Origin of the sequence: Rubrobacter calidifluminis, from assembly GCF_028617075.1 — a bacterium.
Classification (GTDB): domain Bacteria; phylum Actinomycetota; class Rubrobacteria; order Rubrobacterales; family Rubrobacteraceae; genus Rubrobacter_E; species Rubrobacter_E calidifluminis.
Genome location: NZ_JAQKGV010000009.1, coordinates 60,745 through 75,623, shown reverse-complemented (window position 1 = coordinate 75,623; position 14,879 = coordinate 60,745). Strand labels below are relative to the sequence as shown.

General features: G+C 63.8%; 14 protein-coding genes and 1 pseudogene. 11 read left to right on the top strand and 4 right to left on the bottom strand.

The features are described from left to right. Nucleotides 1–9 precede the first annotated feature (9 nt). Entirely contained in the window at nucleotides 10–2,082 is a 2,073-nt protein-coding gene (pknB, locus tag PJB24_RS08830; protein WP_273844923.1) for a Stk1 family PASTA domain-containing Ser/Thr kinase, read from the top strand. On the opposite strand, the gene PJB24_RS08825 is transcribed toward pknB, so the two are convergent. Next, nucleotides 2,079–2,336, bottom strand: a complete 258-nt coding sequence (locus tag PJB24_RS08825; RefSeq protein WP_273844921.1) for a hypothetical protein — start codon at nucleotides 2,334–2,336, stop codon at nucleotides 2,079–2,081. The two genes, pknB and PJB24_RS08825, sit on opposite strands and share 4 nt — an antisense overlap. A 124-nt stretch (nucleotides 2,337–2,460) precedes the next feature. Between PJB24_RS08825 and PJB24_RS08820 the strand changes: the two genes are divergently transcribed. Both PJB24_RS08820 and PJB24_RS08815 read left to right on the top strand, forming a co-directional pair. Further along, complete coding sequence (locus tag PJB24_RS08820; RefSeq protein ID WP_273844920.1) at nucleotides 2,461–4,902, top strand: MBL fold metallo-hydrolase; 2,442 nt, start codon at nucleotides 2,461–2,463, stop codon at nucleotides 4,900–4,902. Beyond that, nucleotides 4,899–5,222, top strand: a complete 324-nt coding sequence (locus tag PJB24_RS08815) for a hypothetical protein (protein WP_273844918.1) — start codon at nucleotides 4,899–4,901, stop codon at nucleotides 5,220–5,222. The genes PJB24_RS08820 and PJB24_RS08815 overlap by 4 nt, the downstream gene beginning before the upstream one ends. A gap of 3 nt (nucleotides 5,223–5,225) precedes the next feature. Here the strand turns inward: PJB24_RS08815 and PJB24_RS08810 are convergent, their stop codons facing one another. Together PJB24_RS08810 and PJB24_RS08805 are read right to left on the bottom strand one after the other, a co-directional pair. Continuing rightward, nucleotides 5,226–5,876: a hypothetical protein gene (locus tag PJB24_RS08810; RefSeq protein ID WP_273844916.1), complete on the bottom strand. Its 651-nt coding sequence runs from the start codon at nucleotides 5,874–5,876 to the stop codon at nucleotides 5,226–5,228. A 7-nt stretch (nucleotides 5,877–5,883) separates the two neighbouring features. Continuing rightward, a complete protein-coding gene (locus PJB24_RS08805) occupies nucleotides 5,884–6,663 on the bottom strand; it encodes an SDR family NAD(P)-dependent oxidoreductase (protein WP_273844914.1) in 780 nt (259 codons plus the stop codon). Between the two features lie 32 nt (nucleotides 6,664–6,695). Between PJB24_RS08805 and PJB24_RS08800 the strand changes: the two genes are divergently transcribed. Both PJB24_RS08800 and PJB24_RS08795 read left to right on the top strand, forming a co-directional pair. After that, on the top strand, nucleotides 6,696–7,277 hold the full coding sequence (locus tag PJB24_RS08800; RefSeq protein ID WP_273844913.1) for a flavoprotein: 582 nt from the start codon (nucleotides 6,696–6,698) through the stop codon (nucleotides 7,275–7,277). A gap of 9 nt (nucleotides 7,278–7,286) precedes the next feature. After that, nucleotides 7,287–9,305 (top strand): S9 family peptidase, encoded by a 2,019-nt coding sequence (locus PJB24_RS08795; RefSeq protein ID WP_273844912.1) that lies wholly within the window; start codon nucleotides 7,287–7,289, stop codon nucleotides 9,303–9,305. Here PJB24_RS08795 and PJB24_RS08790 read toward each other — a convergent pair. Further along, nucleotides 9,294–9,794: an NUDIX hydrolase gene (locus PJB24_RS08790; protein ID WP_273844910.1), complete on the bottom strand. Its 501-nt coding sequence runs from the start codon at nucleotides 9,792–9,794 to the stop codon at nucleotides 9,294–9,296. The genes PJB24_RS08795 and PJB24_RS08790 overlap by 12 nt on opposite strands. Nucleotides 9,795–9,942: 148 nt before the next feature. Between PJB24_RS08790 and PJB24_RS08785 the strand changes: the two genes are divergently transcribed. The 6 genes and pseudogenes from PJB24_RS08785 (at nucleotide 9,943) to PJB24_RS08765 (ending at nucleotide 14,670) form a co-directional block, all read left to right on the top strand. Continuing rightward, nucleotides 9,943–10,560 carry a response regulator transcription factor gene (locus tag PJB24_RS08785; RefSeq protein WP_273844908.1) on the top strand — a complete coding sequence of 206 codons (618 nt, stop codon included), beginning with the start codon at nucleotides 9,943–9,945 and terminating at the stop codon, nucleotides 10,558–10,560. Nucleotides 10,561–11,220: 660 nt separating this feature from the next. Further along, entirely contained in the window at nucleotides 11,221–12,027 is an 807-nt protein-coding gene (locus PJB24_RS08780; protein WP_273844906.1) for a hypothetical protein, read from the top strand. A 185-nt stretch (nucleotides 12,028–12,212) separates the two neighbouring features. Beyond that, nucleotides 12,213–12,878 (top strand): hypothetical protein, encoded by a 666-nt coding sequence (locus PJB24_RS08775; RefSeq protein WP_273844904.1) that lies wholly within the window; start codon nucleotides 12,213–12,215, stop codon nucleotides 12,876–12,878. 13 nt (nucleotides 12,879–12,891) lie between these two features. Continuing rightward, nucleotides 12,892–13,251: pseudogene (locus PJB24_RS15905) on the top strand (ATP-binding cassette domain-containing protein); the annotation flags it as partial. An 85-nt stretch (nucleotides 13,252–13,336) separates the two neighbouring features. Further along, nucleotides 13,337–13,834 (top strand): ATP-binding cassette domain-containing protein, encoded by a 498-nt coding sequence (locus PJB24_RS08770; protein ID WP_420541919.1) that lies wholly within the window; start codon nucleotides 13,337–13,339, stop codon nucleotides 13,832–13,834. Continuing rightward, on the top strand, nucleotides 13,834–14,670 hold the full coding sequence (locus PJB24_RS08765) for a hypothetical protein (protein ID WP_273844902.1): 837 nt from the start codon (nucleotides 13,834–13,836) through the stop codon (nucleotides 14,668–14,670). The genes PJB24_RS08770 and PJB24_RS08765 overlap by 1 nt, the downstream gene beginning before the upstream one ends. Nucleotides 14,671–14,879: the final 209 nt, after the last annotated feature.

The window sequence follows — 14,879 nt, the reverse complement described above, 5'->3', positions numbered from 1 at the left end:
GTGCCGGGTATGCAGCAACTCGTAGACAACCGCTACAGGATAAAGAGGCTTCTGGGCAGCGGTGGTATGGCAGATGTCTACCTCGCCCACGACAACGTTCTCGACCGCGACGTGGCGCTGAAGATAATGAACGAGCGCTACGCCAAGGACGAGGAGTTCGTTGAGCGCTTCCGGCGCGAAGCCCAGAGCGCAGCGGCGCTCTCCCATCCCAACATCGTCTCCATCTACGACCGGGGGGCCACCGACGACGGCACCTACTACATCGCGATGGAGTATCTCCCCGGAGGAACTCTCAAGGACCGCATCGCGAAGAAGGGCCCACTGCCCCCGAAGACAGCCGCGAAGGTAGCGCTGCAGATAGCGCAGGCCCTGGAGGCGGCGCACAAACGGGGCGTGGTACACAGGGACATAAAGCCGCACAACATTTTGATCACCGCCGACGGTGACCTGAAGGTCACGGACTTCGGCATCGCGCGGGCCGCGACCTCCTCGACGATGACGAAGACCGGCCTCATCCTGGGCACCGCCCACTACATCTCGCCCGAGCAGGCGATGGGCGAGCCGGTCGGCCCGGCGAGCGACCTCTATTCGCTCGGTGTGGTCTTTTACGAGATGCTCACCGGAGAACTGCCTTACGACGCGGACACCCCGATCGGCATCGCGATGAAGCACGTAAACGGCTCGCTCAGGCCCCCGCGGGAGCTCGATCCCAGGATACCGGGAGGGATCAACGCGATAGTCGTCAAGCTACTCGCCAAGGATCCCAAAGACCGCTACACAAGCGACGCGGAGCTCATAGAAGACCTCGAGCGGGTGATCGACGACAAGATCCCCGAGAACGCGACGACCCAGGTGCTGGAAGGCCCGCAGCGGAGAACGCGCCAGGGCGACACGCTCGTATATCCGTCCAGAGCCGAGCGGAAGCGGAGGCGGCGGGCGTTGCCGCTGGTGGCCGGCATCCTGCTCCTGATCGCGGCGATCATAGGCGGGATAGCGTACAGCCTGCTCGGCAACCAGCCGCAGGCGAGCGGGCCGCGGATGGTATCCGTGCCGGACCTAACCGGCATGAAGCTCGACGAGGCGAAGGCCAGAGCGAAAGACAGCGGCTTGAGGGCCGTCGTGGCAGGGAAGGTCAGGAGCCGAAAGCCCGTCGACACGGTCGTAGGGCAGGACCCGTCGGGAGGAAAGGCTAAGAAAGGCTCCGAGATAAAGCTCACCGTGGTAGGGACCCAGCTCGTGAGCGTCCCGGACGTGACGGGGAGCTCGGCCTCCGATGCGGAGGGTACCCTGCAAAATGCAGGCTTCAAGGTCTCCGTCAAGCAGGCCGAGAGCTCCCCGGGGCAGTCCGGGAAGGTGATCTCCCAGGATCCCGGCGGGGGATCAGAGGCTGCGGCCGGGTCGACGGTCAGGATCACGGTCGGGACCGGCCCCAAGCTGGTCACCGTCCCGGACATCCCCTACGGCGTCAGCCAGGATCAGGCGCAGGCCATTTTGGAGAAGTACGGGCTCAGGCTGGGCAGCGTCGTCTCCCACTACAACGACCAGATCGGAAAGGGGGGCGTCATAAACCAGAACCCCAAACCGGGGGCGCAGGTGCGGCCTGGCACAGCGGTGGACATAACCTTGAGTGCGGGTCCGAAGCCAATCCCGAAGGTCACGGTGCCGGACGTCGTGGGCAAGAGTCTCGGTGAGGCGGAGAGCACGCTCATCCGCGCGGGCCTCGGGTACAGACTGGTGGAGGTGACAAGCAGCAAGCCGGCCGGTACGGTCGTATCCACCGACCCGGCCGCCGGAAGCCAGGTGACTAAAGGCACGTACGTCACGCTCTCCTACAGCTCGGGTCCCGCGGGTGGAGGAGCGAGCACGGGTGGCGCGAACCACTCCAGCCAGCCGGGTGGCTCGGGCGGCAAGCACAGCTCCCCAGGGAGCTCCAACCCCTCGACAAAGCCGTCTGGATCAAACCCCAAACCCGGCGCTGGCTCGGGCGTGATCAAGAAGAAAGGACCCGCCGGGGATGGCGGAGCCGCCAAGAGCAACCCGCCCTCCAGGAAAGGTCAGCCAAAAAAGAACGCCGGAGGCTAGTCCCGTACCCTTCTGCGCTCCACGTACTCCTTGAGCCCGGCCAACGAAATCTCATCCGGCGGGTTAAGGCCCACGAAGCTGTGCCGGCCGATGGCGTTCTCCACCAGCCACTGCTCGCCGACGTGCCTGGAGAATTCAGGGTCGTATCCGGTCTCGAAGTAGAGGGTCCTGAGCTCCCCGGAAGGAAACTGCACCACCAGGATCGGGAACCTCCCCGGGGAGTAGGCCCGGACCTTCACCTTCTCTGATCCCATACCCGGGAGTTTAAGCGACGCGCCCGCGGATTGAAAGCCCCACGCAAAGGAGCTCAAAAACACCATGATAGAATTTTAAACATGAGGAAAAAAGAAGAAAATCGCACATTTGGAGGGAGCTGGTATGTCAGATTCCATATCGCGAGGAGGAATTGACCCTGCAGACAAAGAGGAGACAGAAGCTCGCAACCGGCGCAACCTCCCACCCGAGGAGCTTCCGGAGGAGCTTCTCATACGGAGGCTCGGACGGCTGGACACCAGGAGGGCTCTGGCGAACCTCTGCAAGAGCGTCCCGGGGCTCGACGAGATCCTGCTCCCCCGTGGCATCCAGGCTGATGCCCTCACGCGCAAGGCAGGTGGCAGCACGCAGATGCTGCGCAGCATCGCACGCCGGGTCATGCACGACGAGGCGGCCTGGGACGCCTTCCGCACCGCGATCTCCGAGCAGATACCGCCCGAGACCTCGGATGCGGTAGAGAACCTCGACCGGGAGAGACTCGCGGAGCTGCGTCAGGCTCACACCACCGAGGGGCTGCTGCTGGCGGCCCTGAGCGCGGAGAACGAGCCCGACCCGGAGCTGGTACAGGAGCTCATCGACGCCTGGAAGGAAGAGAACGAGAAGGCCGAGGAGGAGGCTTCCAAGGATGCCCGTGTAAAGGAGCTGGAACAGCGTCTCGGGGAACTCAGGAAGGAGAACGAGCGCCTGCAGTTCATCTCCCGGACGGCCCGGGAACAGGCCAGCGCGCTCGGACAGGAGGTCGAGGTGCTGCGCTCCGAGCGCGAGAATGCTGCAGCACAGATCAGAAGGGCAGAAGAGCGTGCGGCCGCCGCGCTCGAGGCGCACAGCCAGATGAAGGAGCGCCTCTCGGAGCTCCACCGGCGTAACGCGCACCTCGAGCGATCGCTCGAGAGCGAGCGCTCCGCCTACGCCACGGCCGCCCGGCGGGTGGAGGAGCTCTACGAGGAGCTCGGGAAGACCCGCGAAGAGCGCGACCGGATAAGGGACGCGCTGGAGAACGCCCGCTTCACGGATCCCGGTTTCGGGGCACTGCTGGTACGCGCGGTGAAGAACGAGGTCGGAGCGATGCCGGAATCGCTCGAGTCGGCGGGCCGCACGGCCCGGCTGCTCGAGTTCATGGGCAAGGTACTCCAGGTCCACTCAGAACTGCGAGAGGCCTCCGGGAGGAACGGCTCCGCCGGGCAAGATCCAGAGGAGGAGAACGAAGCGGATCCTTCCCAAGAACCCCGGGAGAGAAACGCCGGCAACCGCGTGGTGGTGGGCAACGGCAGGCCCACGCTCTCCTTCAGGGCGCTCGGGGGCGCCGGGGAGGTCGGCGGGAGCAGCCACCTGCTCGATTTCGGGCGCAGCCGGGTGCTGATCGACGCCGGAATAAAGCCCGATGGGCACGGCCCCATGGCCCCGGACTTCAGCGACCTCGACAACCTGAGCGCAGCGGTGATAACCCACGCTCATCTGGACCACTGCGGGGCGCTGCCGCTGCTGGTGCGCGACAGGCCCGATCTGCCGATCTACTGCACACCGCCGTCGGCGCGGCTCATCCTGAGTGCTCTCAATGACCACGCGGCGATGGGCGGGGGGCTCCCCGGAGGTGCGCCGCTGCACGAGGTGAAGAAGCGGCTCAGGCCCATGCCCTTCGGCAAGCCGTTCGACGTTGGGGGGGCCAGGGTCACGCTCACGGAGAGCGGGCACATCCTGGGTGCGGCGAGCGTCCTGTTAGAGTCGGGCTCGGCCACGGTATTCCACACGGGGGACATCTGTATGGAGGATCACTTCTCGATCCCCTCGGCCCGGCTCCCGCAGGTGCACGATATAGACCTGCTGGTGATGGAGGCGACGCTCGCCGACCAGAAGCCCCAGCCCTTCTCCGAATCGATAAAGAAGATGGTCCACGTGATCAACGAGACTACCCAGGAGAGGGGTGGTCTCGTCCTGATCCCGACGTACGCGCTGGGTCAGGCGCAGGAGATAATCCTCGGCCTGAAGCGCTACGGCGAGGAGTACGGGCTTGAGAGGGACGTGTTCATCTACGTCGACGGGTCGGTCGTGACGATCTCAGAGCGACTCTACGCGGAGCAGCTGGGCTACATGAAGCCCTACCTGCAGCAGACCGACCCGAAGGAGCTCTTCTTCTCGGACAACATCCGGGCCGTGGACAACGACGACAGGGCGCGTGAACGCATCCTGTCCAACCCCTGCGCCATCATCGCCTCTCCGGTGACCATGCAGGGTGGGGCCTCGGCCTTCTACCGCAGGAGACTGCAGAAGGACCCGAAGAACGCCGTCATCCTCCCGTCCAACGCGGCCTCGTCCTACGGCGCGCACCGGGCGGCCGGAGAGCAGGAGAACTGGCGGGTCGAGCGGGTGAGCTTCGCCGCCCACTGCACGCAGGACGAGCTGCTCAGCATCACCGAGCGGCTCAACCCGCGTCAGATCATCCTGATCCACGGCTCCCGGCGTCGGATAAGCGATCTGGCCTACCGGCTGGCGCCGAACCACAAGATCCACACGCCGGCCGTGGGAGAGACGGTGCGCACGGTGCTTTGAGCGGAGAGGACCTGCCGGAGGTCATCCTGCTCGCGGACGGCCGGGGAGAGCGACCGGAGAACGCGGCGGGGGCGGGAGATTTCTGGTACGAGCCGGAGATCTGGTCCTCCCCCCTCTCCCCTCCCGCCCGGGTCCTATACGCCGGGCTCTGCTCGTTCGCCGGCCACGGTGAGATCAACCGGCAGGATCTGCGCAACCTGCTCAAAGGCGCGGGCGACGGCGAGATACTTCGGGCCCTCGGCGAGCTGAGCGAGGAGGGGCTCCTCGAGCCGGTCCCCGGTGGATACCGCATCCGCTCCGTGCGGGAGCGTGGTAGCTGAAGCCTACCGCTGAGCGCGCTCCACGTGTCGGGGCAGCCGTAGCGTGGTCGGTGGTCGCTTGCTCCTCTGTCGGTGGTCGAGCAGGGTGTAGGAGTCCTCGGCCCACCGGCGCCCCACCCCGCCCGTGAGCGCCGCCAGGTCGATCAGGCGCCCGGTGATACGCAGGCAGAACCCGTTGAGCACCTCGTCCGGGTCGTCCGTGCGGCCCCGGGCGCGGGCGACGAAGATACCTTTGGTCTTCCACAGCCCGTCGCGGTAGACCGCGAAGGTCTGGCAGGCCTCCTCCCCTATCTGCTCGGACCAGCCGAGGATGCGCCCGGAGTAGCCGGAGGGGTCGAGGCTGTAGCGGGAGAGCTCCTCGTGCATGAGATCCTCGTCGGTTTCGGCGGCCGCACCACGCACCAGCGCGAAGGCCACTTCGGCCTCCGAGCCCGGGGCGGCCTCTGCGTGCATGGTGAAGATACCGCGCTCGCTCTCGGCGGTGATATCGAAGCCGGCCTTCCGGCCGAGCTCCGCGGTGTATTCGAGCCCGGCGAAGAGCCGCTCGGCGAAACCGCGAGCCACCTCCTCGGTCTCGCGGACGAGCGAGAGCGCCCGGTCGGCCTCCTCGCGCTGACCCCGCAACCGCGAGAGGGCCACGTCCTCGAAGCTCATCCCCGCCTCACCTCGCCCACATCCCGAGCACCCGGTCGGCGAGGCCCGGTGCGAGCCCGGTCCCCAAGACGAAGAGCCGGTCCATCCGGGTAACGTACACGTCCCTCTCCCCTCTCTCCGCGGCCAGGGCTATCCTCTCCGCCACCCGCTCGGGCGAGACGCCGGGAGGACGCCAGCCGCGCTTCTCCCCGCCGGTGCGCAGGGAGTTCTCCCTGAACGGCGTGCGCGTGGTGCCGGGGTAGACGGTCGTGACGGTTATCTTTCTCTTCGCGACCTCGACGCGCAGGGCGTCGGAGAGCGCCCCGAGCGCGGCCTTGCTCGCGCAGTAGCCCCCGACGTTGGGGATGGACCTCCTGCCGATGACCGACGAGACGTTGATGATCCTCCCACCTTCCGGCATGTGGGGAAGGACGGCCTGCACGAAGTTGAGCGCCCCGATCACGTTGACGTCCATCACGCGGCGCAGATCTTCGGGGCGCAGCTCGGCGACCCTCCCGGAGAGCCCGACCCCGGCGTTGTTGACCAATACGTCCACCCTCCCCCACTCCTCGACCGCCAGACCGACGGCCTCCCGCACCGAGGAGGCGTCGGTGACGTCGCAGGGAGCGGCGACCACCTCGCCTCCGGTGGAGAGGATCTCGCGCACGACGGCCCTGAGCCGGTCCCGGTTGCGGGCGCAGAGCACGACGCGGGCCCCGCGCCCCGCGAACTCCCGCGCGGTCGCCTCCCCGATGCCGCTCGAAGCCCCGGTGACGATGGCGGCCTTCTCTCTCAGGTTTATCTCCATCAGAACGTATATTAGCCGTATATACTGGTCGTGTGGAAGGGGTCGGAAAACGCATCCTCGTCGGCGTCACCGGCGGCATCGCGGCGTACAAGGTCCCCGGCGTGATCCGACGGCTGCGCGAGGCGGGGTTCGAGGTCGAGGTCGTCGCCACGCCGGGCGCGCTGCGCTTCATCCCGGAGGAGACGCTCGCGGTCGCGGCGGGGCGGAGGATCCACACCGAAGAGAGCTGGTGGGAGGCGACCGGCGGGATAGAGCACGTGCGCCTCGCTCGTTGGGCAGATCTCGTCCTCGTCGTCCCCGCCACGGCAGACGCCATCGCCCGGGCGGCTATAGGGCTCGGTGACGACCTGCTCTCGGCCATCATCCTCGCCGGAGCGAAGAAGGTGCTCTGGGCCCCGGCGATGAACCCGGAGATGTGGAAGAGCCCCGCCACCCGGCGCAACGTGGCGACGCTCGCGGGCTGGGGGCATTCTTTCGTCGGTCCGGAGGAGGGCAGGATGGCCTCCGAGGAGGAGGAACCGGGGGTCGGAAGGCTCGCCGGGGAGCAGGAGATCGTGGCCGCCGTAAAGGCCGCGCTCAGCGGAGCGCCGGACACCGGACGCGCTCCGGGCTAAGATCGTGTCATGCCAGACCACGACGGATTCACCGTAGAAGAACTCCTGAAGCTGCCCCGCCTCGCCGGGCTCACGCTCTCGCCGGACGGCGAGCGGCTCGTCACCTCCGCCTCCCGCCCATCTCGCGACGGAAAGAAGATGCTCTCCGCGCTCTACGAGCTCGACCCTCGGGGGGCATCCGCCCCGCGCCGCCTCACCCGCTCCCGGGAGGGGGAGTCCGGCGCGCGGTTTGCTCCGGACGGCTCGCTCGTCTTCCTCTCGCCTCGCAGGGATCCCGAAGCAGACGAGGACGACCCCCGCGGCGAGAGGAACGCCCTCTGGGCCCTTCCCGCAGAGGGCGGCGAGGCCCGGCTCGTCACCGGCCCACCCGGCGGCTTGGAGAGCTTCGCCGTGGCGCGAGGGAGCGGAACGGTGGCCTTCGCCACGGGGATGTTCCCCGGCACGTCCGGCCTCGAGGAGGACGCCGCCCGCGAGAAAGCCCGCAAGGACGCGGGCGTGGAGGCGCAACTCTTCACGGATTATCCGATCCGGTTCTGGGATCACGACCTCGGCCCGAGGGAGCGCCACCTGCGCCTGCTGGAAGACCCCCAAAAGGAAAGATCCGAAGGAAAAGACCTCGTTCCCTCCCCGGGCCGCTCGCTAGATCTGGCGACCTTCGACCTCACCCCGGACGGCTCGAAGCTCGTCACGGGACGCAGGCGCGAAACAGACGAGTTGCTCCGGCGTGACATGACGCTCGTCTGCGTGGACACCCGCTCCGGGAAGCAGCGCGTCCTCGCCGATGACGCCGCGGACTACGGATCACCCGCCTGCAGCCCCGACGGACGACACGTCGTCGCCGTCCGGAGTGCCCGCTCGACCCCCGATGCACCCGGCGACCACACGCTCTTTCTCTTCGACCTGGAGTCCGGCGAAGGCAGAGACCTCCTCCCGGGATTCGACCGCTGGCCGGAGGACCCCGTGTGGTCGCCCGACTCCCGCTTCGTCTACTTCACCGCGGACGACGACGGCAGGCTCCCGGCCTACCGGGTCGAGGTGGCGACCGGCGAGGTAGAGCGTCTCACCGATGAGGGCTCCTTCGGCGACCTCTGTCCCTCACCGGACGGGAAGACCCTCTACGCGCTGCGCTCGAGTATCCTGGAGCCGCCGCACCCGATCGCCCTGGACCTGAAGAGCGGGGAGGTACGCAGGCTCAAGAGCTTCCCGGAGCTGGAGGAGCTGAGCCTCCCCTCGCGCCTGGAGCGGATCGAGGTGCGGCGCGACGGTCGGCGCATCCCATCGTGGCTCGTCCTACCAGAAGGATCCCCCGAGGGCGGCCCGGCCCCGCTCGCCGTCTTCGTGCACGGTGGCCCACTCAACTCATGGAACACCTGGCACTGGAGGTGGAACCCACACGTCTTCACCTCGGAGGGGTGGGCCGTGCTCCTGCCAGACCCCGCGCTGAGCGTCGGGTACGGCCTCTCAAGCATAGAGCGCGGCTGGGGGCGCTGGGGGAGCGTCGTCTACGAGGACGTGATGGCCGCGGTGGAGGACGCCGCCTCGCGCAAGGGGATAGACGGCGAGAGGGCGGTCCTCCTCGGTGGATCCTTCGGTGGGTACATGGCCAACTGGGTCGCCGGGCACACCGACCACTTCCGGGCCATCGTCACCCACGCGAGCGTCTGGGATCTCGAGTCCTTCCACGGCACGACCGACCTCGGAACCTTCTGGGAGCGGGAGTTCGGCGACCCTTACGAAGACCCCTCCCGCTACCGCGAGAACAACCCCCGCGCCCACGTGAAGAGCATCACTACCCCGATGCTCGTAATACACGGAGCGCGGGACTATCGGGTCCCGGTGAGCGAGGCCCTCACGCTCTGGACCGATCTCAAACGTCACGGCGTTCCGGCAGCCTTTCTGTATTTCCCGAACGAGAACCACTGGATCCTCAAGCCGAACGACGTACGCCTCTGGTACCGGACCGTGCTCGGCTTCATCGCCCACCACGCTCTCGGCGAAGGGTGGAAACCTCCCGAACTACTCGCCTAGGTAATCCCTGAGCGCCTCCTTCGTACTCGGAAACGCGAGCTCTTCCCACGGGATCTCCGCCGGGACGAAGCTCTCGACCGAGAGCACCTCGTCCCCGGGGTGAGCCCTGCCACCCGTGGCCCGACCCTCGAAGACGGCGATCGCGGGGAGCTGCCCCTCGTAGGAGTAGAGCCCGAGGATCGGTCCCACCTCCACCTCGATCCCGGTCTCCTCGGCGACCTCCCGCCGGGCCGCCTCCTCGGCAACCTCGCCGCGCTCGACGTAACCGCCGGGGAACGTCCAACCCCCGTAGCCCGGCTCTATGCCCCGCTTTATCAGGAGTATCCCTCCGTCCACCTCGAAGATCGCCCCCGCGACCAGCTTCGGACCCAGGTAGAAGACGAACCCGCACCCGGAGCACACCAGCCGCTCAGGTTCCCCCTCCTTCAAGACGCGGCTCTCCAACTCACCCCCGCACCTCGGGCAGAACCTGTATTCGAGCTGGTCCATGGCCCAAGCGTATCACGCCACACTCGGGGATAATGGGCGGTCTGTTGCGCCGACCCTTCTTCAGCCTGCAAGACAGAACTTGCAACATTTCCCACTTCAGGGTAGGGTGAGAGTTGAGCGGTAGGGAAAGGCACAAAGAGGAAACGTCGTGGCAGAAGCCTCGCCACACATCACCATGCATCGGGATTTCTCGCCCCGGCGGAGAAGCGAGCGAGAGAGGCTCGTCCTCTCCGTCCTGTGCGGCGCATCCTCCGTCCGCACCGCCTTCGAGCGCGAGCTTGCGGCAAGGGGCTTCCGGGTGAGACCCGAAGCCCGCATGAAGCTGTTGCTCGATGTGCCGCGGGCCCACGCCGTGCGCGCCCTCGAAGAGCTGGACCGGTCGGGCTTGAAGGTAGTCGTGGTGACGTGGAACACCTGTCCGGAGTACCTGGAGGACCTCCGGGAGCTTCGCCCCGAGGTCCTGCTGTCCGACGAGTTCTTCCTGAGGCAGGACCTCGACGACGCCCTCCTGAGGGGGTTGAGCCTGGTATCCGGGGGCGAGACCTACAGCTTCACCCCGGGACCGAAGACGGCGCTCACCCGGTCTGAGCGGGTGGTGCTGCGCTACGCGGCGTACGGGTGGAACAACCGGCGCATAAGCCGGAAGCTCTGTCTCTCGGAGCAGACGGACAAGAACCGCCTCCGGAGCGTGTACCGCAAGCTCGGACTGTGCAACCGCGCTCAGGCTGCCCTCTACTACTGGGGCATCATGCAGCCTCCTGATTAGCTCCTGCACCGCCATAGGCCGTATCCCCGGGATTGGGTACTTTGGTGTCTGGTGGTGACCGCAGGTTCTCTCTATTATTCAGGCAGTCATGTTCAGTTTATGAAGATGAGGAGAAACAGTGGCACCAAGCCTGAGGCTGATAACGATAGTCACGGCTATGTGGTAGCTCTTCCAGCAGTGGTGGCTACACAAGTGTCTTTTGCGCAGGTGAATAAAGTATCGTCCAGTGTTGCACGCGGGAGCAGCACTTCACCAGCAGTCCAAGGAAATAGCATTACTTATAGTTATTCTCCCGCTCAATACCGTACCCGTATAAGGTTCGATTGCATTGTTCCCCGTTTTGGTTCCGGTGAGTGCGGGCCAGAGTTCTTTGTTAATGGGGGAAGGACCCTCCGCGTTCATCTCAGTTACTCGGGCCATAAGCGGGTAGATTTCACAGCGTACGATGTCCACACAGGAGACAAGCTTGGTTACACGAGATTCCTGTATCCGGGCGAAACGAAAGAGATGTACAAAAACCGCGGCAGATTCCGCAAATATGTTTACGTTAGGGCCAGTTCCCCTGCTCCAGTTCGGGTGCAGGCTATAGGAAGCTACCTCAAGTAGTACGTTGCCCAAACGCGTATTATTACTGGCTTCGAACAGATGAAGGACAATAGATTGTCCTTCACCTCCTCTTTTACGCTGATTGCCCGCCTTTTTCGGATAGAGGTAGGGAGGATGGCGCGACGATGGGCCTTCTGGCTTGGAGTGTTGGTGTTGGCTGCCATAGCCTGGTCGAACATGGTACTGGGTGCTGCTTCTCAGCAGAAGATTCCCGGGGCCTTCAGTTACTATGCGATCCAGGATAACCTTTTGTTTGTCCTTCCCGTGTTTGTTGGAGTAGTGATCGCAGGCTCTTTAGCAGCGGACCGGAGACGGGGATATCCTCCTCTCGTGCTCGTCCGCGGTATTTCCCGCACGTACTATCTCCTGACCAAGGCAGCGAGCATGTTCTCGGTAGCAATGTTCGGAACCTTCCTCTCCTGTGCACTCGCCTTTGCGGTGGCGGCATTTTTCCTCCCGTGGGGAGAGGCAGCGACGTCCGAGTACGCAAATCGGGGATCTATGGGACCTTATCCGGGGCTGTTGGCAAATCACCCCTTCACGAACGACGTGGTCCTCGCAGCGTTGTTCTCATTGGGAGCAGGAGCGCTAGTGTTGAGCGGACTGGTGTTCGGGGCAGCCGTGGCTAACGAATACGTGGCCGCGGCGGTACCATTCGTGCTCTTTGCAGGTGGCATCTTTGTGTTCCGGGGTGCACTGTTGTTCCTGGGACCATATACTCAACTCGACCTCATGAGCAGCTACACTTATAGCCTGCCGCAATGGGCTTGGTCTTTTACTGAGCCAGTTTACTGGTGCGTATTCTCTTTCTCGTGCGTAACGGCAGCAGTGGTGCTGTTTCTAAAGAAGGAAGAGATTTGAATTCTGTATCGAGCAGGGTATTAGGCATTGCCTTTTTCGACTCGTATCGCTCCCTTTACACATGGCGGTGGCTTGCGGTGCCACCAGTTTTTATGGTTGGAGGGTGGCTCGGGGCTGATCACGCTGACTTCATCATGACGGTGTTGAACCGGTCTACAAGGCAACCCAATTTCTGGGATGGAGCCTTGATTCTGCCGACCAATAAGTTGGCCTTAGTCTTCGCCTTTGTACTGGGCTTCGTGCTCGTCATCGGCGATCTCTACGTGCGTGACCATTCCCAGGGCACCGCTCATCTTACTCTGTTAAGATCAGGCTCCAGGGCTGCCTGGTGGGCGGGCAAGATCCTCTCCCTCGCCTCACCGGCACTGCTCTACTCAGGTCTGGCTTATCTCTTTGCACTGCTCGGAAGTGCCCTGCGGTTGCCCGTTACGCTTGGAACCAGCGGCGCAGCAGAGATCCCCTGGGGTGGGGAGCGAGCGGCTCTGTATCCCCGCTTCGGAGATATACCGATGCCGCTGTTTTTCCTGCTCGTAATCTTGTACACCGCGTTCGCGTTGTGGGCGGTAGGCTCAACGGTGTTGGCTGTCTCCGCCCTTTATCCACGCATGGTGGTACCGCTCGCGGCGGGTTTGGCTCTTGTCCTTATCGGTTCTGGCCTTAGAGAGCCTTTCTTCTACGAGCGGGGAGCGGCACTCTTTAACCCCGTCTACCACGTCACCTACGTCAGCAGCTTTGCGGTAGGGAAAGGCTTACAACTCGCTCCCTTGCTCTGGGCGGTGACGGTCCTCGGCTGCACTTTGTTACTGGCCTTCGGAGGGGGGATGCTGTGGGTGCGCCGGACGGACTTATGAGAGGAGATTCCGCATGAGTTCGCAAAGTAGAAGACAGGATGAAAACCACCCGGAAACACCCACTGTCAGGCTGCGCGGGGTTGGGAAGAAGTACGGTAGGCACCGAGCACTTTCTGGTGTGGATCTCGAGTTATATCCGGGAGAGGTAGTGGGCTTTATCGGACCCAACGGGGCGGGAAAGACGACCCTGATCAAACTCCTTTCGGGCCTCAGCCGTCCAACGGAGGGTGAGATCGAAGTGCTCGGCAAGAACCTTGCGAAAGAGGCTCTGAGCCCGGAGGGAGTGGGCCTTGTTACCGAAGCGCTGAACTTCATCCCCTATCTCTCTGGCAAAAAGAACCTCAAGCTCCTGGCGGACATTCGCAAGGTAGCCACGGAAGCAGACATAGAAGAGACGCTCAGGGTCGTGGGACTCGATCCCTCAGACCACCGGCCCGGTAAGAGCATACTCTCTAGGAATGCGCCAGCGGCTCGGGCTCGCGCAAGCTTTGATGGAAAAACCAAAGCTTCTGCTCCTCGACGAGCCCACGAACGGGCTCGACCCGCAGGGGATTATCGAGCTGCGCTCTCTGATCCGGCGTCTCGCCGGGAGTGGGGTGGCGATCTTTCTGGCCAGCCACCTCCTTACCGAGGTCGAGCAGGTCTGCGACCGGGTACTCCTGGTGCGGGAGGGCCAGGTGAGAAAACATCTGGATCAGAAACGCGTGACGAAGTTGGCGCTCAGGCTCACCATCTCTTCGGAGACAGATCTCGATCCACTCCGAGAGTGGGCTCGAGAGATGGCCGTACACATCGAGTCTGTGGAGGATTCGCCGCTTTCGGTAGAGTTCGCTACGGAGAAGTCTACTCCTCAGGTGGTGCGCGAGCTTGTCGAAGCCGGGGTGAATATCGAGGAGGTCAGGAAGGTCCGCCGCTCGTTAGAACAGGAGTTCATGGAGTTGGTGGAAGGGAAGTGATGACAACCGGAGTACTGCGACTTGTAGCCTTCAATGCCTTACAAGCTGTGGGAAGCTGGCGATGGTTGGTAGTGCCGCCGGTGTTCTTCGTAGCTGGTTGGCTCGGAGCGGAAGATGCATCGTACGACTACACCACCCAGACACTTCGCCACGCCAACTTCTGGGACGCACCCTTGACTATGATGACCGATCCTTCCGCAATCGCCTTCGCCTTTGTACTGGGCTTCGTGCTCGTTAACGGTGATCTCTACGTGCGTGATCGTTCGTCGGGGGCTGCTGCGATGACGTTACTGCGCTCCCGCTCGCGAGCAGGCTGGTGGGTAGCAAAGGTGTGCGCCCTGGGACCGCTCGCACTTCTCTTCTCCGTTCTAGCCTTTTTTTCAGCGCTTCTGGCGGGTGCCTTCAGGCTGCCCCTCTCCTTGCAATGGAGTCCAGCATCGCGGATTCCTTGGGGAAATGAGGGTGCCATTCATCCTGGATTTGGAACTCTGCCTGCGCCACTGTTCTTACTGCTCGTCGTGCTATACACAGCGGTTGTGCTCTGGGCAATAGGGGCTGTGGTGGTTGTTGTTTCCACGCTCTACCCACACCTGATCACACCTTTGGCAGCAGGACTGGCATGGGCATTTGCGGGAACGCCGTTGGTAGCGCCCCTCGTCTTTCGCAGAGGTGTCGGAACGTTAGACCCCGAGTATCAGCTCACCTATGTAATCCACTTTGGTAACTACCGGGGGGTTTCTGCCACTCCCTGGTCTGTCTCATTCGTAGTAATTGCTGCAACCTTGGCTCTTGTACTCGCGATTGGAGCCTGGCAGTTGCGGAGGGTAGATCTTTAGTGAGATACACAAAGCCCTTTTTATTTGATGAGGAGGTTTGTCCTAGACCGCGAAGACAATGTCGATGTTAGCTCCCAGGTGGGAAAGGTTCCGTAGGTCACGGATTTCAGGAGGTTGGCAATGGACGGAAAGTTGGCCATAAGCAGCAAAATCGCATTGCCAGTGGCCCTGGTAGTCGTAGGTGGGTATGCCCTAGGATATGCCCATGG